21 protein-coding genes are annotated in these 22,212 nt (G+C 40.9%); 2 read left to right on the forward strand and 19 right to left on the reverse strand.

Going from position 1 to position 22,212, the window contains the following annotated elements:
- Positions 1 to 12 precede the first annotated feature (12 nt).
- The 14 genes from nusA to B8983_RS06400 form a co-directional block, all read right to left on the reverse strand.
- On the reverse strand, positions 13 to 1,497 hold the full coding sequence (nusA, locus tag B8983_RS06335; RefSeq protein ID WP_084283298.1) for a transcription termination factor NusA: 1,485 nt from the start codon (positions 1,495 to 1,497) through the stop codon (positions 13 to 15).
- Entirely contained in the window at positions 1,494 to 1,985 is a 492-nt protein-coding gene (gene rimP, locus B8983_RS06340) for a ribosome maturation factor RimP (RefSeq protein ID WP_084283341.1), read from the reverse strand. Before rimP ends, nusA begins: the two co-directional genes overlap by 4 nt.
- A 155-nt stretch (positions 1,986 to 2,140) precedes the next feature.
- On the reverse strand, positions 2,141 to 4,123 hold the full coding sequence (locus B8983_RS06345) for a pseudouridine synthase (RefSeq protein ID WP_234986920.1): 1,983 nt from the start codon (positions 4,121 to 4,123) through the stop codon (positions 2,141 to 2,143).
- Complete coding sequence (gene scpB / locus B8983_RS06350; protein ID WP_084283299.1) at positions 4,116 to 4,850, reverse strand: SMC-Scp complex subunit ScpB; 735 nt, start codon at positions 4,848 to 4,850, stop codon at positions 4,116 to 4,118. The genes B8983_RS06345 and scpB overlap by 8 nt, the downstream gene beginning before the upstream one ends.
- Before the next feature lie 184 nt (positions 4,851 to 5,034).
- Positions 5,035 to 5,775: a sulfite exporter TauE/SafE family protein gene (locus B8983_RS06355; RefSeq protein WP_084283300.1), complete on the reverse strand. Its 741-nt coding sequence runs from the start codon at positions 5,773 to 5,775 to the stop codon at positions 5,035 to 5,037.
- 2 nt (positions 5,776 to 5,777) lie between these two features.
- Complete coding sequence (locus tag B8983_RS06360; RefSeq protein WP_084283301.1) at positions 5,778 to 6,041, reverse strand: hypothetical protein; 264 nt, start codon at positions 6,039 to 6,041, stop codon at positions 5,778 to 5,780.
- Positions 6,038 to 6,289, reverse strand: coding sequence for a FixH family protein (locus B8983_RS06365; RefSeq protein WP_143736115.1), 252 nt, complete (start codon positions 6,287 to 6,289; stop codon positions 6,038 to 6,040). The genes B8983_RS06360 and B8983_RS06365 overlap by 4 nt, the downstream gene beginning before the upstream one ends.
- A 19-nt stretch (positions 6,290 to 6,308) precedes the next feature.
- A complete protein-coding gene (ccoG, locus tag B8983_RS06370; protein ID WP_084283302.1) occupies positions 6,309 to 7,766 on the reverse strand; it encodes a cytochrome c oxidase accessory protein CcoG in 1,458 nt (485 codons plus the stop codon).
- Positions 7,767 to 7,785: 19 nt separating this feature from the next.
- Positions 7,786 to 8,688 (reverse strand): cytochrome-c oxidase, cbb3-type subunit III, encoded by a 903-nt coding sequence (ccoP, locus tag B8983_RS06375; RefSeq protein ID WP_084283303.1) that lies wholly within the window; start codon positions 8,686 to 8,688, stop codon positions 7,786 to 7,788.
- Positions 8,685 to 8,852 carry a cbb3-type cytochrome oxidase subunit 3 gene (locus tag B8983_RS06380; protein ID WP_084283304.1) on the reverse strand — a complete coding sequence of 56 codons (168 nt, stop codon included), beginning with the start codon at positions 8,850 to 8,852 and terminating at the stop codon, positions 8,685 to 8,687. The genes ccoP and B8983_RS06380 overlap by 4 nt, the downstream gene beginning before the upstream one ends.
- 7 nt (positions 8,853 to 8,859) lie before the next feature.
- Positions 8,860 to 9,531, reverse strand: coding sequence for a cytochrome-c oxidase, cbb3-type subunit II (ccoO, locus tag B8983_RS06385; protein ID WP_084283305.1), 672 nt, complete (start codon positions 9,529 to 9,531; stop codon positions 8,860 to 8,862).
- Between the two features lie 10 nt (positions 9,532 to 9,541).
- Positions 9,542 to 11,050, reverse strand: a complete 1,509-nt coding sequence (gene ccoN / locus B8983_RS06390) for a cytochrome-c oxidase, cbb3-type subunit I (protein WP_084283306.1) — start codon at positions 11,048 to 11,050, stop codon at positions 9,542 to 9,544.
- A 171-nt stretch (positions 11,051 to 11,221) separates the two neighbouring features.
- Positions 11,222 to 11,395 (reverse strand): cbb3-type cytochrome oxidase assembly protein CcoS, encoded by a 174-nt coding sequence (ccoS, locus tag B8983_RS06395; RefSeq protein ID WP_084283307.1) that lies wholly within the window; start codon positions 11,393 to 11,395, stop codon positions 11,222 to 11,224.
- 10 nt (positions 11,396 to 11,405) lie between these two features.
- Positions 11,406 to 13,952, reverse strand: a complete 2,547-nt coding sequence (locus tag B8983_RS06400; protein WP_084283308.1) for a heavy metal translocating P-type ATPase — start codon at positions 13,950 to 13,952, stop codon at positions 11,406 to 11,408.
- An 80-nt stretch (positions 13,953 to 14,032) separates the two neighbouring features.
- On the opposite strand from B8983_RS06400, the gene B8983_RS06405 reads away from it, so the two are divergent.
- The gene (locus B8983_RS06405) at positions 14,033 to 14,941 is read left to right on the forward strand and encodes a patatin-like phospholipase family protein (RefSeq protein ID WP_084283343.1); all 909 of its coding nucleotides are present in this window, start codon (positions 14,033 to 14,035) and stop codon (positions 14,939 to 14,941) included.
- 26 nt (positions 14,942 to 14,967) lie between these two features.
- On the opposite strand, the gene B8983_RS14180 is transcribed toward B8983_RS06405, so the two are convergent.
- From B8983_RS14180 to B8983_RS06430, 5 genes are read right to left on the reverse strand one after another with little or no spacing between them, the layout of a single operon-like run.
- Positions 14,968 to 15,687, reverse strand: coding sequence for a C40 family peptidase (locus B8983_RS14180; protein ID WP_234986921.1), 720 nt, complete (start codon positions 15,685 to 15,687; stop codon positions 14,968 to 14,970).
- 33 nt (positions 15,688 to 15,720) lie between these two features.
- The gene (locus tag B8983_RS06415; protein ID WP_084283309.1) at positions 15,721 to 17,349 is read right to left on the reverse strand and encodes an ABC transporter ATP-binding protein; all 1,629 of its coding nucleotides are present in this window, start codon (positions 17,347 to 17,349) and stop codon (positions 15,721 to 15,723) included.
- Complete coding sequence (locus B8983_RS06420; RefSeq protein WP_084283310.1) at positions 17,346 to 18,386, reverse strand: ABC transporter permease; 1,041 nt, start codon at positions 18,384 to 18,386, stop codon at positions 17,346 to 17,348. The genes B8983_RS06415 and B8983_RS06420 overlap by 4 nt, the downstream gene beginning before the upstream one ends.
- 2 nt (positions 18,387 to 18,388) lie before the next feature.
- The gene (locus B8983_RS06425) at positions 18,389 to 19,462 is read right to left on the reverse strand and encodes a microcin C ABC transporter permease YejB (protein WP_084283311.1); all 1,074 of its coding nucleotides are present in this window, start codon (positions 19,460 to 19,462) and stop codon (positions 18,389 to 18,391) included.
- Entirely contained in the window at positions 19,462 to 21,303 is a 1,842-nt protein-coding gene (locus B8983_RS06430; protein WP_084283312.1) for an extracellular solute-binding protein, read from the reverse strand. Before B8983_RS06430 ends, B8983_RS06425 begins: the two co-directional genes overlap by 1 nt.
- A 114-nt stretch (positions 21,304 to 21,417) precedes the next feature.
- Here B8983_RS06430 and fabI point away from each other — a divergent pair, with 114 nt between their 5' ends.
- A complete protein-coding gene (fabI, locus tag B8983_RS06435; RefSeq protein ID WP_084283313.1) occupies positions 21,418 to 22,203 on the forward strand; it encodes an enoyl-ACP reductase FabI in 786 nt (261 codons plus the stop codon).
- Positions 22,204 to 22,212 lie beyond the last annotated feature (9 nt).

Below are 22,212 nucleotides of genomic sequence, written 5' to 3' on the forward strand. Positions count from 1 at the left end.
ATCCCTTCATTTTTAATTAAACCAATGAGCACGAGCCTTCATAATGAGTTGCTTAGCGCTTTCCTCATCCATTTGGGTCATCTCAATTAGTTCATCTACGGCCAACTCGGCCAAATCTTCTCTTGTATTCACTTGGTTCGCAACTAGTTGATCAATCACCGCTGGGGTTATTGACTCAACAGAACTCAACTCTTGCGATACAGGCTCTTTACCTTCTTCGACAGCAATTTCCATGGTCAGTAAAGATGCTCTTGCTCGATCACGCAACTCATTAACAGTGTCTTCGTCAAAAGCCTCAATCTCCAACATTTCAGATAATGGCACATAAGCCACTTCTTCTAAAGTATTGAAACCCTCTTCAATTAAGATATCTGCTACTTCGCTATCCACATCTAATTTATCCATGAATACTTGACGAATTTTTTGGACTTCATCTTCCGTCTTCTTAGCAGACTCTTCAGGCGTCATGATATTGATCTGCCAGCCAGTGAGCTCACTAGCTAAACGAACATTTTGACCACTGCGACCAATCGCAATCGCCAAGTTTTCTTCATCAACTACCACGTCCATACTATGTTTCTCATCATCCACAACAATCGTGGTAACGAGAGCCGGAGCAAGTGCGCCAATCACAAATTGTGCAGGATCTTCAGACCATAAAACGATATCGACTGCCTCACCAGCAACCTCATTTCTGACGGCTGTAACACGCGTTCCACGCACACCAACGCAAGTCCCAATTGGGTCAATCCGTTTGTCATGAGTAACTACCGCAATTTTAGCTCTGATACCAGGATCACGTGCAGCCCCTTTCAACTCTAAGAGACCTTGCTCAATCTCAGGAACTTCATTTTCAAATAGTTTTAAGAGGAACTCAGGACATGTCCGTGATAACTCAATTTGCGGGCCACGTGCTTCACGATCAACCTTCAAAATATAAGCTCTTACGCGATCGCCACTTCTTAAATTCTCTTTTGGAATCATTTGATCACGACGTAAAATCGCTTCTACCCGACCTGATTCAATAATCAGACCATTCTTATCATTACGCTTAACAGTACCATTCATGATCTTCTCACCACGCTCCAAGAAGTCATTTAATATTTGTTCACGCTCTGCATCACGAATTCTTTGCAAAATCACCTGTTTAGCAGCTTGGGCTCCAATCCGACCAAAGGCAAGAGATTCAATTTGGTACTCTAAATGTTCGCCAACTTCAATATCAGCAATATCATCTTTAGCTTCAAATAGTAATATCTCTTTATCTGGCTCTTGGAGGCCTGCTTCATCAGGAACAACCAACCAACGGCGAAACGTTTCGTATTCACCGGTTTGGGTATCGATGGCAACACGAATATCCACATCTTTACTATCATTAGCAAATAATTTTTTTGTAGCAGAAGCAAGCGCCATTTCCAACGCTTCAAATACCACCTTGCGGTCTACGTTTTTCTCGTGTGCTAAAGCATCAGCTAATATGAGAACGTCACGATTCATGATTTTTTTCCTTTGAAATCTAGAACAGGAACCAGCCTTGCTTTTTCAACCTCAGCTAGTGTGAACTCAAGCATTGCTGACTCGCCAGGTTTTGGCTCAATCAACAACCCCCAAACAGCATCTCTAGACTGTGCATCACCTTTCATTAGGCCTTGCAACACTCCAGAAAAATTCTTACGATTACCCATTGCTACACGAAGCTTTAAGGTAATCTCTAAACCTGCAAAACGCTCAAAGTCTTGCGGTGTTTTTACGATACGATCAAGTCCCGGTGATGAAACTTCAAGACGCTCAAAAGCTACATTTTCTACAGCCAAAGTGTAGGTAAGTTGATGACTCACTTTTTCACAGTCGCCAACATTAATTAATTGATTAAAATCTTGATTTTCAATGGTTACACGAAGCAAACCTCTACCCTCTCGCTCAATATCAACGAGACAATATCCAAGACTTTCGACAACTTCAGTTATAACTAGATTTTGATCCAAAATTTCTGCTTCACTCACAGGTTTTACAATTAAACTTTTACATCAACTCATAAATTTTTCAAACATTTATTCATTTAGTAAAAAAAAATGGGCAAATTGCCCATTTTTGCTGAACTTTTCACGCAAAGTTCAATAAAAGAAGATTATATCCTAAATTACGTGTTTCCGCTAGGTTTTCTTCCTCTACCACCTGAAAACCCTGATTTAGGCTTACCACTATAGCCACCACCAGCAGGTTTTTTTGGACCTTTGGGAGATCTTCTTAAGCTGGCATTGCGCAACTCACCCGGCGATGGAGCAAATCCGTGCTCATGAGATACTTTCATCGAAGTACTTGATCTGCCATTACGCCCAGATTTCGCACCAGACTGGTTTTTAGACTGACCATTGCCAGAGCCACCCGTAGAATTTGTCTTGTATTGTGATATTCCATGATGGTTATCAGCCATTTTTAAGGCTTCTCTAGAACCCCAATAGGAGACAGAAGTTTGCATCGGATCTGGTTGATCTTGATTTGAGCTGCCCCGCTGTGACCTTGAAGGGCTGGATGAGCTATTTCCTTGAATATTTTGAGGAACTTTTAGACCAGCAGCTCTCATTAGCTGAGCAACCTGATCAGTTGGTACCTCCTCAAACTTCCCTCTACGCAAACGCGGCGGCAACACAAAAATCCCGTATCGCGTTCTAATTAAGCGCGAGACAATGTGGCCAACAGCCTCAAACATACGACGAACTTCGCGGTTACGACCCTCGGTAAGCGCTACGTGATACCAACGATTTGCACCCTCACCACCACCATCACTAATTCTTAAAAACTTCGCCATGCCATCATCTAAATTAATGCCATTCTTTAAATGACTTAATTGTTCATGCTCCAACTCCCCTAGAATACGAACTGCATAATCTCTCTCAATGCCATAGCGAGGATGCATTAAGCGGTTCGCTAACTCACCTGAAGTAGTAAATAACAGCAGACCTTCCGTATTGAAATCTAGACGCCCGACAGCAATCCATCTGCCACCTTTGGGCTTTGGTAAACGCTCAAACACAGAAGGACGGCCTTCAGGATCTGCTTGGCTGACAATTTCTCCGGCTGGTTTGTGATACATCAATACTCTAGGTGGCTTCGTGACCAACTTGCGATGTACCGCTTTACCATTAATTCTTACTTGATCAGTCGGACCAATCCTCTGACCAATATGAGCAGGCATACTGTTTACAGAGACTCGCCCTTGAATGATGAGGTCTTCCATTTCACGCCTTGAACCCATGCCAGCATCAGCCAGGACCTTATGCAATTTAACCGTATCTTCATCATCTGCATCATCGTCCAAACCGTCTAAATCTGACCAAACTTCATCGCGCAACGACATTGGCAAATCATCTAAATTTGAAAACTGGTACTGATTGTTATTGCCGGAGTACTCTAACTCATCCTGAGATAACTCATCGTTATGTTCCTGACCGCTTCTACTATTTTCGTTTTGTTCAGCCTGTTCGAGCGCTTGTAAACTTCTATCAACAATCGCATGTTGAGAAAACTCACCCTCACCAGAAGAAGGCTTTTGATCTTGCAAAACCAACTCTGGCGTATCTAATAAAGCATCAAACTCACCAGACACAACTTTTGCAAACAGTTCCTGGCTCTGAGTATTTAACGGATTACCTGCAGAGTTTGACTGTCTTGGCCTAGACTCTCTAGAGTCATTATTGGATCTTTGACCAGGTTTAGTATTTTTTCCACCCCTAGAGTTCCGATCACGGGATTGACCCGCTCTAGGTTGATTACGATTTCTAGGAGGGGGATTACCATCTACTCCGCTAGTTTTAACATCCGCACCTTCAGCACCCTGCAAAGCAGCGCTTGACTCACCCGACACGACATTTACATCCTCACCTACTGGCGACTCTTGATCAGATGTGGTTTTATGACCAGGTTGACGATTCGATTTCAGTCTAAATTTTGGATTTCTGGAACGTCTTTGTCTTGGCTTTGATTCGCCCATGGCATCAGTAGCTTCCAATCCATTTGTAGTATTTGGCGAGACCGAGCTACCCGCCTCAAAAGTGTCTTGTTGCGTTAATTTTTCTGTTTTATCTGCTTTATTAGGCAAATTATTTGTTTCATTTTCATTCATTATTTTTTATTTCAGTTATGCTGCTTGAATTTTCTTCCCTAGTTACCACTTCGGAAGGACTAAGGTCATCAATAGGAGGCTCAGCCTCCGATGAATTTTGGAATGTAGTTTCTTGAAGTTCTGTCACTTCAACAACTTCATGGACTAAATCGGGGGGTGTATCTTGCATTACCTCTTCAAAATTAATTACTTGCTGCGCAATATCAGCTACCGGCGTGCCATCATCCAGGGGCGGAAGATACTTCAATCCGGTAATCGCCATATCATCCAAAAATTGTTTCGTCGTGGCAAAAAGCGCAGGTCTACCCACTGTATCTTTATGGCCAATCACTTCTATCCAATTACGATCCTCTAATTGGCGAATAATTTGGGAGCTAACAGCGACCCCACGAATTTCCTCTATCTCGCCACGAGTCACCGGCTGCCGGTAAGCAATAATCGCCAAAGTTTCCATCACTGCTCTAGAGTATTTAGGTGGTTTTTCAAAGTTCAAACGATCTAAATACTCTCGCATTGAGAGCCTACTTTGAAACCGCCACCCAGTTCCAGCCTGAACCAATTCAAGACCTTTTTCAGCCCAATCATTTTGCAATTGGTTAATCCAGACAATGATATTTTCAGGGGTAACTTCATCCCCATATAAACGGCCTAACTCATTCAAGGAAAGCGGTTCAGTTGAACACAATAGAGCCGTCTCAAGGACTAACTTGTAATGGTTTTCAATCATGGTTATTTAGCAATAATAATTGCTCTTAATATACTTTCAATGGTAATTAGCAAGGAATCTGTGTGAGTACGAGTACTCGAATTTAACTTTTAATTCTGCTTTAAGTGTCATCATGGAAACAATCTTTTTTATGGCGAAAAGATGTTTCGTTCTAAGAATAACGCCATTATATATCGAATTAACACTAATTAAAGCAAAATCCATTTTTCATCATTTGAGATGACAAGGTAAATGTTTGATAGAAGCCAAATAATGCACTACTAAAAAATAAACAAGCGGTCAGTATTTTTAATTGCTTAGAACAACCCATCTGAGCCATCCAAGCATTTAATTTACCTAAGCCCCCTGAAATCATTAGTAAATTTGGTAAGGTACCCAAACCCATGGCCAGCATGAATAGGGCTCCATACCAACTACTACCCGACAAAAAGGACAATCCTAGGACCGAATAAACCAAACCACAGGGTACTAGTCCCCAGGCTAATCCAAAGAGAAGTTTTTGTAAATAAACCGACTGAAATGGAGGGCTCATGACTTTAAACAGCGTGGACCAGCCAAGCGCCAACTTTTTTTCGACTTGAATCAACCAAGTCATTTTCAAGAATTTCGGCGGGTACGGCCAGAGAGTTTTTATCCCATTGATCAATAATATTGAAGATGCAACAAAAAATAAGCCACGTTGAATTGGCACGATATCTTGCCACCAAAGGAGTGCACCTAATTTCCCAGCAAGGGCTCCCAACATTGCATAGGAGATAATTCGTCCAAAATGCATCAGCAGTTGTTCAATAAATACTGTTTGGGGAGTGCTAAAACGAATGATCGAAACATTACTTTTCGACACAATCCCACCACACATAAGAGCACAATGCCAACCACTAGCTAATGCGCTTAAAAAAACACCTAAAAGTAAAGCGGTCGTCAAAATTAAATCAAAGAGTTAGACTTTTGCTCAGGCGCTTGGCTCTTCCAACTATCGGGAATGATAAACAAGGTCATAGCACTAGATAAGGCGCAAAAGAGCCATAAAACAAAAAAACCTAAGGTATAAATACCTTCTTTAGGTATTTCTACGGGTTGATTAAAGAACATTAAATCTGCAGGGTTAATCAGAGTAAAAATGAATCCCTCAGCTAAACCTGCCACAATAAAAGAGGGCCATAAAATCCACATTAATATTCGAGTTTTCATGGTTTAGCCTCAGTGATCTTTTTTTCGGTCGGCACACTATCCTTAAGCTCAGCATCCTTAACTAAAGGCACTTCGATAATTTTTAAGCCCGTTTTTTTGACCCCATTGACCAACAAAACATCCTGCTTTTGAAAAGCCAAATAAATGGTAACGATGCAAGCAAGCATTGCTAAAAAAGGCCCACTCATTAATATCCAAGGCCAACGATGCTTATACCAGGGAGGTTGAGATAATCGTTCGTTCGTCATTTGTCAAAGTCGCTTCAGGTTAATCCAACATAATAAAAGTTGATTTTTCTTCTTTTTTCCTCGGTATCATCACACCTTTGGCACTTATTTCGTGCCCTTGCATTACAAATACAACTGGGTTAGGACCTTTGTGGAGGGAATCTTCAGAAATTCTAACCTTTACAGGTAGCATCATGTTGGCACTTGCAGGAACTTCAATTTGTTCAATTCTTTGATTTTGGGAGTCATAAATTTCAGGATGTTCCAGTCCATTAATTGCTAGTTCAAGTTTCATCGGACTTTCTGAGCTATTCATCACTTGAATACGATAGATGTTTTCGACTTGATCGCCATTCACCTCCCTTGCTAAAGCACCTCGATCTCGCATCACATCAAAACGTAAGGGGTTTCGAATCACTAAGGAGGTAACAAAAGCTGTAATCAATATTGCCATAATGCCTGAGTAAATCAGAATCCTGGGTCGAAATAGGTACTTTCTAACAGCAGAGCTATCCAATTTTTCTTCTATTGCTCGCTGGGTGGTATATCGAATGAGCCCCTTCGGATATTCAACCTTGTCCATCACCTGATTACAGGCATCGACACAAGCTCCACAACCAATGCACATATATTGCATGCCATTTCGGATATCAATACCCGTTGGGCACACTTGGACACAAATACTACAATCAACACAATCGCCTAGGCCACTTGCTTTATGGTCAACACTTTTAGATCTTCCACCACGAGGCTCTCCCCTATGACTATCATAAGTTACTACAAAGGTATCTTTATCAACCATTACGCTTTGAAAGCGAGCATAAGGACACATGTATTTACAGACTTGCTCTCTTAAAAACCCTGCATTTCCCCAAGTGGCAAAACTATAAAAGCATAACCAAAACGTGGGCCAAACACCCAGATCAAACTGTATGAAGTGACGCCATAATTCAACGATAGGAGTGAAATATCCAACAAAAGTAAAACCTGTCCATACAGCAATAGACAACCAAATAAAATGTTTACAAATTTTGAGGCGTAGTTTTTTAAAGCTCCAAGGCCATTTCTCATCATCCAGCTTCATACGAGCTAGACGATCCCCCTCTACTCTGCGCTCAACCCACAGAAAAATTTCTGTATAAACGGTTTGAGGGCAGGCATAACCACAGAAAAGTCGCCCCGCAATTGCCGTAAATAAAAATAGTGCTAACGCCGACAGAATTAAAAGTAAGGTGAGATAAATAATATCTTGGGGCCATAAGACTAAGTTAAAGATGTAAAACTTACGTGTCACCAAATCGAATAGAACAGCTTGTCGACCATTCCAAGACAACCACGGCAAGCCATAAAATAATAACTGCGTCAAGACCACCATCAAGATACGCGCATAGGCAAATACCCCACTGACTGAGCGAGGATGAATTTTATTGCGGATCTCGTAGAGATCTTGGTCAACAAAGTGGATGGGTGAGACCGTGGTCTTTTCTGTATTACTCATTCTCTCTTCATTCATCTATTTACTGAGACAAGCCCCATACAAAAGCTGTCAATAAATGAATTTTTTCCGGCGTTAAAATTTCCTGATGTGCTGGCATCTTGCCATTTCGTCCATTTAAGAGTGTTTCTGTAATAGTGGCCTCAGAACCTCCATATAGCCAAATTTTGTCAGTAAGATTAGGTGCGCCAACTAGGATATTCCCTTTACCTTCCGCGCCATGGCATCCAATACAGTTATTTTTAAAGACCACTTCACCGAGTGACCTCTTAATCGGGTTGGATGGCAGACCTGATAAAGATCTTACGTAATTAGCAACATGATTAATATCAGTTGAAGACAAGATTGTTTTAAACGCAGGCATATTCCCTTGACGCCCATTAATAAGGGTTGTTTTAATATGATCAGGCTCGCCACCGTACAACCAATCCTTATCGCTCAAAGTGGGGAACCCTTTGCCACCGCCAGCATCTGAGCCGTGACATTGAGCACAATAATTGAGATACAAACGCTGACCGATTTGTTTTGCTTGGGGATCTTTAGCTAAGTTCGGCACATCTAAGGCCATATATTTCTCATAAAAAGGCTTTAACTCAGTATTTGCTTTTAAAACACTTTCATTATGTTCTTTGGCAGAAGTGTATCCCAAAGAGCCTGCATATGAACCAATACCTGGATACAAAATCCAGTACCCAACACCAAAAATAATAGATAGCAAAAACATCCACATCCACCAACTCGGTAAGGGGTTATTTAACTCACGCAAACCATCCCACTCATGCCCCGTATCGGAGACCGAGCCATCAGGATTTAAAGCCACTTTATTTTTTCGTTGTGATAACAATAACCATAAACAAAAAATCACCCCTGCAATTGAAATTACCGCAATAAAGTAACTCCAACCAATATTAAAAAAATCGCTCATGATAAATCCTTTTTAAATTCATCTGGTAGTTCAAAAGGTAATTTCGCACTGGCCTCATTTGCTTCACGACTATGGGCACTAAAAGCCCAATAGACAATGCCTAAGAAAAAAATCAAACCGAGTATCGTTGATGCCGCTGAGAGAAAAACAGTGATTGAATTCATGGTAAGTTCACTTCATGGGTTCGGGTAATGGCGCATTTGAAACTTGCTCAGTCACATTGATTGCACGACGAGCAGTTCCTAGACCTTGAAGGTAAGCGATTAATGCATCCTCTTCCGTTTTTCCTGCCAATTCTTTAGGTGCATTGGTAATCTGCTCATCGGTATATGGCACGCCCACCATTCTTAGGGCACGCATATGAGCTGAAATTGTTTTGGCATCAGCAGGTGTTTTTTCTAACCATGAATAGGCTGGCATATTCGACTCTGGCACCACATTACGAGGATTACGAAGATGAATTCTATGCCAATCATCAGAGTATCTCTCACCAATTCTGGCAAGATCAGGACCGGTTCTTTTCGAACCCCATAAAAATGGATGATCATAGACAGACTCACCTGCTACAGAGTAGGGACCGTAGCGCTCCGTTTCAGAACGTAGTGTTCTAATTTGTTGAGAGTGACACCCTAAACAACCCTCTCTTTGATAAATATCTCGACCTGCTAATTGAATTGCCGAATATGGCTTTACGCCAGGGTAAGGCTCAGTAGTTGAGTGTTGAAAAAACAACGGCACAATTTGCACAAGACCTGCAAAAGAAACAACAATCAAGGTACAAATAATTAGCCAACCAATATTTTTTTCTAAGGTAGCGTGGGAGAAAAATTTACTATCAGACATGATTCTTCCTTTAGGCCTTGTTTGAATTTAAAACCGCAGAGTCATTGGATCCATTAACAACTGGAGCTATGTCTGAGGAGGTATGTTGAATCGAAGGAATTTCTGGGCTAATAATTTTTTTGTTATAGACAGTTTTAAATACGTTATAAGCCATGATCAGCATTCCGACCAAGTAACAAAACCCACCAAACAAACGAATGACATAAAACGGGAAGTTCGCTTTAACAGACTCAACGAAACTGTAAGTCAAGGTTCCATCCGCTTCAAATGAGCGCCACATCAAACCTTGCATCACACCAGCAATCCACATCGCGGCAATATAAATCACTACGCCAATGGTTGCAATCCAAAAATGGATCTCTATTAAACGTTTGCTGTACATCTCTTTTTCACCAACTAGTCTTGGAATCATGTAATACAAAGAGCCAATCGAAATCATCGCCACCCACCCCAAAGAGCCCGAGTGAACATGGCCAATCACCCAGTCCGTATAATGCGACAAGCTATTGACTGTCTTAATCGACATCATGGAGCCTTCAAAGGTCGACATACCATAAAACGATAAAGCTACCACCATAAATTTAAGAATAGGATCTGTTCTTAATTTATGCCAAGCTCCCGATAAAGTCATGATGCCGTTGATCATGCCACCCCATGAAGGTGCCAACAAAATGATAGAAAAAACCATCCCTAATGATTGCGTCCAATCAGGCAATGAGGTGTATTGAAGATGATGAGGTCCAGCCCACATATACAGGAAGTTCAGTGCCCAAAAGTGGACAATGGAAAGTCTGTAAGAATAAATTGGTCGCTCAGCTTGCTTAGGAATAAAGTAATACATCATGCCCAAGAAACTGGTGGTCAAGAAAAATCCCACCGCATTATGTCCATACCACCACTGAATCATTGCATCCTGAACACCAGAATAGACACTATAAGATTTCCACATACCAGCTGGAATTTCTAAATTATTGACTATATGCAGCATCGCAATGGTCAAGATGTAGGCGCCAAAGAACCAATTGGCGACATAAATGTGTTTTGTTTTACGTTTCATAATCGTGCCAAAAAACACAATTGCATATGCCACCCAAACCACTGTAATTAAAATATCAATCGGCCACTCAAGCTCGGCATACTCTTTTGAGGTCGTTAGTCCGAGGGGTAAAGTAATGGCGGCAGCAATAATAACGATTTGCCAACCCCAAAAAGTAAACTCTGCGAGCGCGTCTGAAAATAATCTAGTTTGACAGGTTCTTTGTACAACGTAATAAGACGCAGCAAATAACGCACTGCCGCCAAAGGCGAAGATTACTGCATTGGTATGAAGTGGCCTTAAACGACCGTAACTTAACCACGGAATGCCTGCAAACAAATCTGGAAATGCTAATTCGGCAGCAAGTATGACACCGACACTCATACCAACAATTCCCCATAAAACAGTCACTAGGGCGAATTTACTAACTACGCTGTAATTAAAAAAATTCTCTTTTGAAAGTTTGGAAATAGTATTTCCCATATTGCAATTCTCCTAAAACTATTTAACTACTCGGGGCACTATGCTAATTTCTCGTTACAACGTTATTCAATGGGTCTAAATCTCATCAATTATTCAAAAAAATTTCTCTAGAATCAACTAGCCCAAACCTTCATGAACCGGCTAACCAATTTGAAGGCTTTTAGTTCAAAATCATTTTTTGATCGATGGCGAACTTTCGTGATGCGTATCGTCATCCATCAAAATTTCATATGCAGGTCCCTCTAAATCGTCAAATTGTCCATTTCTTATAGACCAATACAAGACCAAGACAATAAATCCAACTAATAAGAGTGACATGGGTATTAATAAAAACAGACTCTCCATCAATACCTACCTAGTGAGTTGAACGAAGCTTCCACTTGCCAAGACGTGACGCATTGAAACTAACCAAAATCGATGAAATGGACATCCCTACAGCAGCACCTAATGGCCCAACGTATCCCATCATCGCCAAAGGTAATGCTAACAAGTTGTATAGTAACCCCCAAATCAAATTTTGCTGAATTATTACTTGAGTATTTTTGGCATGTATTAGAGCGTTCTTTAAAACATCGAAGTTGGCACTGAACAAAATAAGGTCTGCCCCAACCTGACTAAGTGGCGCAGCCTGCCCCATAGCAATTGAAATACTAGCTAAGCCTAAAAAGGGGGCATCATTCACACCATCGCCAATGGCTAATATTTTTTTCCCTTGTTGTTGAAAAACTTCAACTTGCCTGAGCTTTTCTTCGGGAGTGCAATTTGCAAAGTACTGATGAATCCCCAATTGTTCAGCAAAATACCGGACGCTAACGAGATCATCTCCAGAAATCAAATAAGGTACTTTACCCAATTGCAATAGGCTATCAACAAACTCCCGAACACCTGGTCTCAAGACATCCCTTAATTCAAAAATAGCTACTAAGTTAGTTCGATACATTAAGCAAATTGGAGTTGTTCCGGGAGATAAATTCAATAACTCATCCCTCAGTAACTGTGGTTGACTCAGCTCTGCCTCAATCCAGGTTGGTGAACCAATCCGCCAATCTCCACAGATGACGCCACAACCAGTTAAATATTGCTTAGGCTGATTTAAATCAAACCGTTCCATCGATTCATATTCGGTCAGACTACAACTGGTATCACTACAAATTGCGTTCGCAATCGGATGGTTTTGTTCGAATTCTAGCGCTTTTGCGATACCACGAATTTCTGCTAAAGATAGTTGCTGCTGGTAATTAGAAACCTTTACTACTTGCATTTCCCCTAGCGTTACAGTACCCGTTTTATCTAAAAAGACGATATCAAAATGATTGAGTTTGTCGAGACCATCAGGAGAAATAACAACTAATCCATTTTTTGCAAAGAGTCCCTGCGACGCTGCGAGTGCTAATGGGATAGCTAATGAGAGTGCGCATGGACAAGTGACGACTAAAACGGCCAAGGCTCTTTCCCAGGGATGTTCATTCCCCAGTAAATACCAAACAACACCCGTCACAACAGCTACAAACAATAAACCCATCACAAAATAGCTTGCTAATTTTTCAGAGGTAGATGCGTATTGAGGTTTCTGTGACAACGCCGTTTCCAGTAAGTGGGCAATCGCAGCTATTTTTGTTTGAGAGCCTAGGGCTGTGACTTGTAAATAGAGGGTCGATTCTAAGTTGTAACTTCCGGCATATACCTGCTCATTTGGCAATTTAGAAATCGGCTGACTCTCCCCCGTTAATATGGCTTCACTTACGGTAACGGCTTGTTCCAAAACAATCCCATCTGCTGGGATGACTTCACCCGGAAAGACTTGAAGAATATTACCGATTTCGATAATTTGTAACGGGACAATCTGAACACGTTTAGACCCTAAACGCGTAAGATCAACTTCTTTCACCAAATTACAAGTTGTCGGCAATTGCATTGCTAAACCTTCAACCGCATTTTGCGTCTGGTGACGGGCTTTCAGCTCTATGAACCTAGCGAGTAATAAAAGTGCCACAAACATCGTAATGGAGTCAAAGTAAGTTGCTCCCACATTAATGATTAAATGGGCAGTTCCAAATAACCAAGAGATACCGATAGCTACCGAAATAGGCACATCCATATGTAAAGTTCTTGTTTTGGAAAAGTACTGAATGCTCTTATAGGCATTCTGAAACATCGGTGCCGCAGAAAAAAAGATAACCGGTAGTGTCAATAACCACCCCGCCCAGCCCATCAAACGTAAGTATGCTTCGTCAATCTCTATAGGGTCAACATAAGTTGGCCATGCATACATCATTACTTGCATCATCCCAAGCATCGCTACACCTAATCGAAAGAGAATTTGACGCTCTTCTTTTTTAGCTAATTCTGCGCTTTTTGAAAGTTCAAAAGGCCATGCACGATAACCAATTTGTTGTGAAGCGATGAGTAAATCGGATAAGTTAGATAAATTACTATCGAAAACAATCACAGCCCTTTGAGTGATATAGTTCACTTGTACGTCTCGAATACCAGGCAACCTGCGCCAATGTTGCTCATTTAACCAAACACAAGCAGCACATTGAATGTTTTCTATCCGCAAGGTGACCTTTCGATGACCTGTTCCATCCTTTAATGTTGGAGCATATTTTTCCAACATGGCAGGATGGTCATATACTAAAAATTGATCCTCATTCGCTTGCCCCTCCAGATTCGGACGATTCGATGAAAAATCTTTTGCATCGCGTCTTGTATAAAAAACCTCTAAGCCTTGCCCATGAATCATTTGCGCAATCGATAGGCAACCAACACAACAAAATGTTTTTAATTCACCAGCTATTTCACCTGGTAAAAGATCTTTACCATCGCACATTGATCCACAGTGATAACAGGTTAAATCCGTTTTAGTAGAATCAAAGAAAGAAGAATTTTGTTTAATCGCCATAAATTGCGATAATACCCAGTTAACGAATTAATTAAGTCTCAATGATATCAATCAAGTTACCAAAAACCTTACAGATGAGTATTCAGCAAATCATCTATGTTTCCTCTATTGGCATCTTGTTGCTGAGTCTATCGGCATGCCAAACACCAAAAGCTCCAAGCGCTACGAATCTAGCCGTGCGCAAGCCACCAGTTATTGGGATTGCCTTAGGCGGGGGGGCTGCTAGAGGATTTGCTCATATCGGTGTTTTAAAGGTACTAGAAGCTAATCAAATTAAACCAGGATTAGTCGTTGGAACAAGTGCAGGAAGTGTCATTGCATCTGTTTACGCTACTGGAATCACTGCAAGTGAACTGAATCGAATTGCAATTAATTTGGATGAAGCAAGTATTACTGATTGGGCAAATCCTTTTTCGAATAAATTTGGTGGCGTTATTAAAGGTGATGCACTTCAAAATCATGTAAACAAATTAGTCAACAATAAATTGATTGATCAAATGGAAATTCCTCTTGGAATCGTTGCTACAGATTTACAAACTGGCGATGCAATTTTGTTTCGAAGAGGAGATACAGGTCAGGCAGTGCGGGCCTCAAGTTCTGTTCCAGGGATTTTCTCTCCTACACGTATCTCCAATAGAGACTACGTAGATGGTGGACTATCCTCCCCTATCCCCATTCGTTTTACTAAACAGATGGGGGCCGATATCGTCATTGCAGTCAATATCTCATCGGATCCTTCTGACCAAAGTGTTGCTGGAACTTTTGGTGTTTTATTACAAACGACCACCATCATGGGTCGCAATATTAGTCTCTATGAAATGCCTTTAGCGGATGTCATTGTGGTTCCTAAACTACCATCAATGAAGGGAACTGACTTTAAGTCTCGGAATTCCGCAATTCTAGCTGGAGAAGAAGCGATGCAAGAGCAATTAGAATTACTGAAAAAGAAAATTGACGATTATTACATGCGACCGAAGGTATCTAAGTAGTCCTCAGGTATTACTGAAGAAAGTGTCTACTGTGAAAGTAATGTTTCTTTTGAATTTTTTGCTTGATCTACGCGACGCGCACCGTCAAAGCGCATATCCCAGTAAACTGAGTTCATGTCATCCACACGAACGCCAGAACCTCTCGCTGGAGAGTGAATAAATTTGTTTTCACCAACGTAAATACCCACATGTGAATTTTCACGTTTAAGGGTATTGAAAAATACGAGATCACCAGGTTTTAGACTTTCTCTCGATACTTGCAATCCAACTTTGCTCATATCATCCGTGGTTTTAACGGGGAACAAGAATCCTAAATTATCCTTCAAAACATACTTTACGAAAGCACTTGCATCAAAACCAGTTTGAACTTGATCGCCCCAACGATAACGAACACCGATTAACTTCATCGCATTATTAATGAGGGTTGAAGAGCTCTCAGAGAGCTGCATCGTTACTTTGCCGTAGAAATTCGATTTTACGGTTGAATTCAATAAAGAATTTGAAGAAGTGTTTGCCGAAATGTTGTTTTGATTCGGTGAAACAAGGTTTCCAGATGAATTTTGAGCGCTTGCTTGATTATTTTCATCACTATTTTGACCATAGCTTACAGTGGCTACTGCAGTAGTAGCAATCAATACAACTTGTAGTGATTTTTTCGTAAGTCTTTGAAAATTCATGGTTTCTTTATAAATGATGCGAATAATGATGTCTTTTAATATTCTAGACACCTTTCGAAGAAAATTCAAGCGTTCATTCATCCTTCATTTTATTGGGGTTAATCAAAAAGCAGCATTAATTAAGTTTTTAGTATACGGATGTGCAGGATTAGAAATTAGCGTTTGTGTATCACCTTGTTCCACGACTGCACCATTTTGAAGCACCATTAATCGATGAGACATCGCTTGGACAACAGAAATATCATGCGTAATGAGAACGTAGGCTAAATTAAATTTATGTTGAAGATCTGTTAACAAAGCTAAAACTTGTTTCTGAATGGTAACGTCCAATGCTGAGGTTGGCTCATCTAAAATTAAAATTTCAGGCTTTAAGATCAAGGCACGTGCAATGGCGATTCGCTGTCTCTGTCCCCCTGAGAATTCATGAGGATATCTCTCTGCGGAACTCTTATCTAAACCGACTTCAATTAGGACATCAGTAACCATCTGCTCAATTTGAAGAGGCGTAAGGTTTTTAAAGTGAACGGAAAGCCCTTCACCAATAATTTCTCCCACAGATAATCGAGGGGACAATGAACCAAAAGGATCTTGAAAAATTACCTGCACTTTAGCTCGTAATGGCCTTCTTTGACGGTCTGAAAGTGACAACCAAGGGTTGCCAAAGACCTCCACAGAACCTTCTACCTTTGAAAAGATACCGGGCGATAGGCCTAAAAGCGCCATCCCTAAAGTTGTTTTACCTGAGCCAGACTCACCTATGATCCCGATTGTTTCCCCCTGTTTTAAATCAAAAGATACATCACTTAAGACGTGCTTAAAATCAGTCGGGCGAAATACCTTTTTAAACTGATCCCAGCCTCCCCTTGGAATTGGGTAAGACACGGAAAGATGATCGACTTTTAATAACTCCGTAGCCAATGGGACGATTGGCAACAACTTATTTTCAGGGCGACTATTAATTAAAGTTTGGGTATAGGGGAGTTGGGGGTTTTCAAAAATTTCTTGCAGCGTACCGCGCTCGACAATTTTCCCTTGATACATTACAGCTACATCTTGAGCGAATTTCTTCACTAAGTGTAAATCGTGGGTGATTAATAATACGGACATCCCCTCACCCTCAGGATCTTTTTGTAAATCTAAAATCAAATCAAGAATCTGTTGACGAAGATTTACATCCAAAGCAGTGGTCGGTTCATCTGCGATTAACAATTTTGGCTTCGTAGACAAAGCCATCGCAATCATCACTCTTTGTCTTTGTCCACCGGATAACTGATGAGGATAGACTTTTAACTTATTCTTAGCATCAGGTAACCTTACCTTTTCAAGCATTTGCAGAGCACGCTCCAAACATTGTGCTTTAGACCAATTCACTTCATGAATCGCTACCGCCTCAGCAATTTGATTTCCAATCGTAAACAGCGGATTAAGAGCCGTCATTGGCTCTTGAAAAACCATGGCCACTTCCCTGCCACGTATTTGACGGATCTTCTCATTACTCAAAGCAAGTAAATTACTACCATTCCAAAGAATTTGGCCGTGAATTTGAGCAGTTTCTGGGAGTAAACCTAAAATTGACATTGCGGTAATTGACTTACCTGAGCCTGATTCACCAACAATGGCCAATCGACGGCCTTGTTGAAGATCAAAACTGATCTGATTGACCACGCTTTTTTCTTTACGACCATCACCAAAGGCAATACTCAAGTCTCGAACGCTTAAGTCGTAACTCATGACTGCCCCCCTCTTCTAGGGTCAAAAGCATTTCGAAGACCTTCTCCAATAAACGTGAGCAACAAAAGGGTGCCAACTAAAACAATAAAAGTTGCTAAAGAAATCCACCATGCATCCAAATTAGACTTGCCCTGAGACAAGAGTTCGCCAAGACTTGGAGTATCTGGCGGGACACCCAAACCTAAAAAATCTAGGCTAGTTAACGATAAAATCGCTGCGCTCATCTGAAATGGTAAAAATGTAATTACCGGTATTAAACTATTCGGCAATATATGCTTTCGCATAATTTGAAAATTTGAAACGCCAAGTGCTCTTGCAGCCCGCACATACTCTAGACTTCGATTTCGGTAAAACTCGACTCTCACATAATCTGATAAGTTAATCCAACTAAATAAAGAAAGTAAGATGACGAGTAACCAAATACTTGGGCTAAATACTGATGCAAAAATAATGAGTAAATATAATTCGGGCAAGGATCGCCAAATATCAATAATTCGTTGGGTAATAAGGTCAAACTTGCCACCTAAATAGCCCATTAGTCCACCCAACAACACTCCAATCACCACCCCTACAAGGGTTAATGCCAAACCAAACAAAACTGACAACCTAAATCCGTAAATTAACCTTGCTAAGACATCTCGACCGCGATCATCTGTACCAAACCAATTATCTGAACTTGGTGCGGCAGGATTTGGTTCTTTAGCGAAATAATTCAAGGTTAAGTAACTAAATTTGATGGGAGGATATATCGCCCAATTACCTTTTTCTGAGAGATTTTTACGAATCATCGGATCATGAAAATCGGTGCTTGATTCAAAATCACCACCAAACGCTGTTTCAGGATAATCTTGAAGTATTGGTAAAAATACCCGCCCTTGGTAAACAGCAATAATCGGCTTGTCATTAGCCACCAATTCGGCGCACAGACTAATGCCAAAAATGATCAGAAAAATCCAAAAACTAGCGTAGCCCAAACGATTTTTCTTAAATCGTTTCCAAGCAGTATTTCGTTTTGAAGCGTTTTTAATCGTTGCCATGATCAAGCTCCTCCTGCGTCAAATTGAATCCGAGGATCGACTAAAACGTAAGCAACATCAGAAATTAATTTTGTAACTAATCCAATTAAGGTAAATATATATAAAGTTCCAAAAACCACGGGATAGTCTCTTCGCAATACCGCTTCAAAGGACATCAACCCTAAGCCATCTAAAGAAAACAGCGTTTCAATGAGTAAGGAACCTGCAAAAAAAGCTCCGATAAAGGCGGCTGGGAAACCCGTTACAAGCGGTATCATGGCATTACGAAATATATGTTTCCATAGCACCTGCTGTTCAGAAAGACCTTTCGCCCTTGCTGTAACCACATACTGTTTGCGAATTTCTTCAATAAAAGAGTTTTTTGTCAGCATCGTTATCACTGCAAAACTACCCAACACAGACGCCGTAATTGGCAGGACTAAATGCCAAATATAGTCGGCAATTTTGCCACCCAATGAGAAAGTCTCCCATTGGTCAGAAACTAAGCCACGTAGAGGAAATAATTGTAAAAAAGTACCGCCGCCAAATAACACGAGTAATACGACACCCATCACAAAGCCTGGAATCGCATAACCAATCAGAATAACAATACTGGTCATCGTGTCAAAGCGAGTTCCTTCTCGGATGGCTTTCATAATGCCCAGCGGAACAGAAATCAGGTAGGTGATAAAAAATGTCCAAAGTCCAATACTAATAGACACAGGAAATTTAGAAACCACCAAACTCCAAACACTTTGATGTTGATAGTAACTTTCGCCAAGATCAAACGTTGCGAGACGTTTTAACATGTCCACATATCTTTGCAGTGGTGGTTTATCGAAGCCATAAAGCGCCTTAATTTCTGCGAGATTTTTTTCGTCAATCCCTTGGCGTCCACGGTAGTTGCTTCCTGAACCGGTCGCTTCACCAGCGCCAACGCCAGCACCACCGCGACCTTTTAGCTCTAGAACCATTTGTTCTACTGGACCACCTGGTACAAATTGCACCACCGCAAACGTTAAAGTCATCACACCAATTAAGGTAGGAATCATTAATAAAATACGCTTAAAAATATAGGGTAATAAACCATGTTGCATTATTTTGTTTCCTGCATATTTGATTTTCGCCACCAATTTGTCAATATCCACCATTCAGCAGTGTAATAAAGTGGCGGAGGTGGAAATCCCATCTCGGCACTATAAGCAACTCGATGAGTAGGGTTATACCAATGTGGGACGACAAAATACTGGTGTATTAAGAGACGATCCAAAGCCCTTGAGGCAGAATACAATTTATCGGGTGTTGCTGCATTAGTAATTTCCCCAATCAATTGATCCACCGCTTTTGAACGCACCCCAATATGATTGTCGGAACCATTTTCATCTGCCGCCATACTGCCAAAACGATCTAATAACTCATTACCAGGGCTTTGGCTATCCATATATCGAATCGTGGTCATATCAAAATCATGCTGATCTAGCCGTTTTTGATATAGGGCGAAATCAGTCGTTCTGACATTCGCTTTAATACCTAACTTTTCTAAATTACGTACATAAGCAGACAAAATTCGCAGTAAAAAAGGACTATCTTCTAACATTTCAAATTCAAATGCTTCACCTTTTGCATTCCGTAAAGCACCATCCTTGTAATTCCAACCTGCTTGGGACAATAATTCCCTCGCCTTTAGTAAATTCCCTCTTAATGAGTTTGGCGATTTCGTGCTGTTTGCCGAGGGCATCGGACCAAATACAGTGGCCGGAATTTCATTGGGGTAACGCGCTTTGAGTTTTTCTAAAAGCGCGAGCTCCTCACCTTTCGGAACGCTATTGGCCTGATAACTTGCGCCCAACAATGAGTTCGAAAAGTAACTATCTAGCCTTCGATACTGGTTATAAAAAATTTGACGATTTAACCATTCAAAGTCTAACGCCAAACCTAAAGCTTGTCGCACCCTAGGATCTTTAAAAATCTCTCTACGGGTATTCATTGCAAAACCTTGCATGCCAGCGCCGTTATGGTGCTCAAACTCCTCTTTCTTGAGTTGGCCACTCTTGAATTTTGAGCCTACATAACTTTTTGCCCACAACTTTGCACGGTACTCAACGATTGCATCAAACTCTCCGGCCTTAAAAGCCTCTAGGCGAACCGTATCATCACTAAATAACTTATAAACAATCCGTTCAAAATTATTGCTTCCAATCCGAACATTCAGATGATTTCCCCAATACTGTGGATTCTTTTTAAACACAATATTCCGCCCCATTTGATAGGAATCAATTAGATAGGGGCCACTACCAATAGGTGTTTCAAATGCTAGATCATCGAAGCTGACTTTTTTGCCATCGGCCTTAACACCCCATTTCGGTGAAAAAATTGGCATGGTGCCAACTAACAAAGGTGCTTGTCCATTCTTAGCGTGGAAGTCAAAACGGATAAGATGATCATTTAAAACAACTGCCTGTTTAACATCGGCATAGACAGTCCGGAATTGAGGATGTGCCTTTTTACTCATCAAAGTATCAAAACTGTACTTCACATCTGAGGCCAAAATCGGACTACCATCGCTAAATCTGGCTTCCGGGCGCAAGTGAAAAGTCATTGATAAATGATCTGGCGCTAGCACCATATCATCGGCAATAAGTCCGTAAATACTAGAAGTTTCGTCAGAACTACCAATTGCCAATGATTCAAACATGAGACCCGCTACGCCTGGAGCGCTTACCCCTCTAAGGGTAAAGGGATTAAATTTGTCAAAACTGGTTCGACGGTCAGGATTGGCTAATGTAAGGGTTCCTCCCTGCGGTGCATCAGGGTTCACAAAATCAAAGTACTTAAAATCTTTGGGATATTTTGGAGTACCATACTGCGCAAAGGCATGCGAGCCCCAACTATTCAGTGGCTGACAGAAAAAAAAGAATAAAATTAGGAAGATTCTCATTCGGTAGTTAACATTCAAATCACGGTTTCAAGATATTGATATGTAACAATTGTAATGAGGACAAAAAAGTTAGGTCTTTTTTGTTCATTTAACAAGTTTTTTGAGGAAATATACATGGGTTTTCTTAGCGGAAAAAAAATAGTTTTGACGGGCTTATTATCAAATCGTTCAATCGCATACGGTATCGCAAAGGCCTGTCATCGTGAGGGAGCAGAATTAGCCTTTACTTATGTAGGCGAGCGTTTTAAAGATCGTATTACAGATTTTGCTGCAGAATTTAATAGTACTTTAATTTTTGATTGTGATGTAGGCAGTGATGAACAAATTGAGCAACTTTTTAAAGATTTATCGGCTACTTGGCCAACTTTTGATGGCTTAGTTCATTCTATTGGCTTTGCCCCACGCGAAGCGATTGCTGGAGATTTCTTGGATGGGCTATCACGCGAATCTTTTCGCATAGCACATGATATTTCAGCTTACAGCTTCCCAGCAATGGCCAAAGCAGCCCTGCCCATGTTAAATCCAAACTCAGCATTATTAACACTAACCTACTTAGGCTCCATGAGAAATGTGCCTAACTACAATACGATGGGTTTAGCAAAAGCTTCACTTGAGGCAAGTGTGCGGTATCTCGCTGGTTCATTAGGTCCAAAAAATATTCGTGTTAACGGTATATCAGCGGGTCCGATTAAAACCTTAGCAGCGTCAGGAATTAAAGGCTTTGGTAAGATTCTCGACTTTGTTGAAAAGAATGCTCCACTGCGTCGCAATGTCAGCATTGATGATGTTGGTAATGCGGCAGCTTTTTTCATGTCAGATTTAGCAAGTGGTATTACTGGTGAAATCACTTATGTTGATGCCGGTTTTAGTCATGTTGTTGGTGGCATGGATGAAGTTTAACTTCACCAT

Source organism: Polynucleobacter kasalickyi (assembly GCF_900176405.1).
Taxonomy (GTDB): Bacteria; Pseudomonadota; Gammaproteobacteria; order Burkholderiales; family Burkholderiaceae; genus Polynucleobacter; species Polynucleobacter kasalickyi.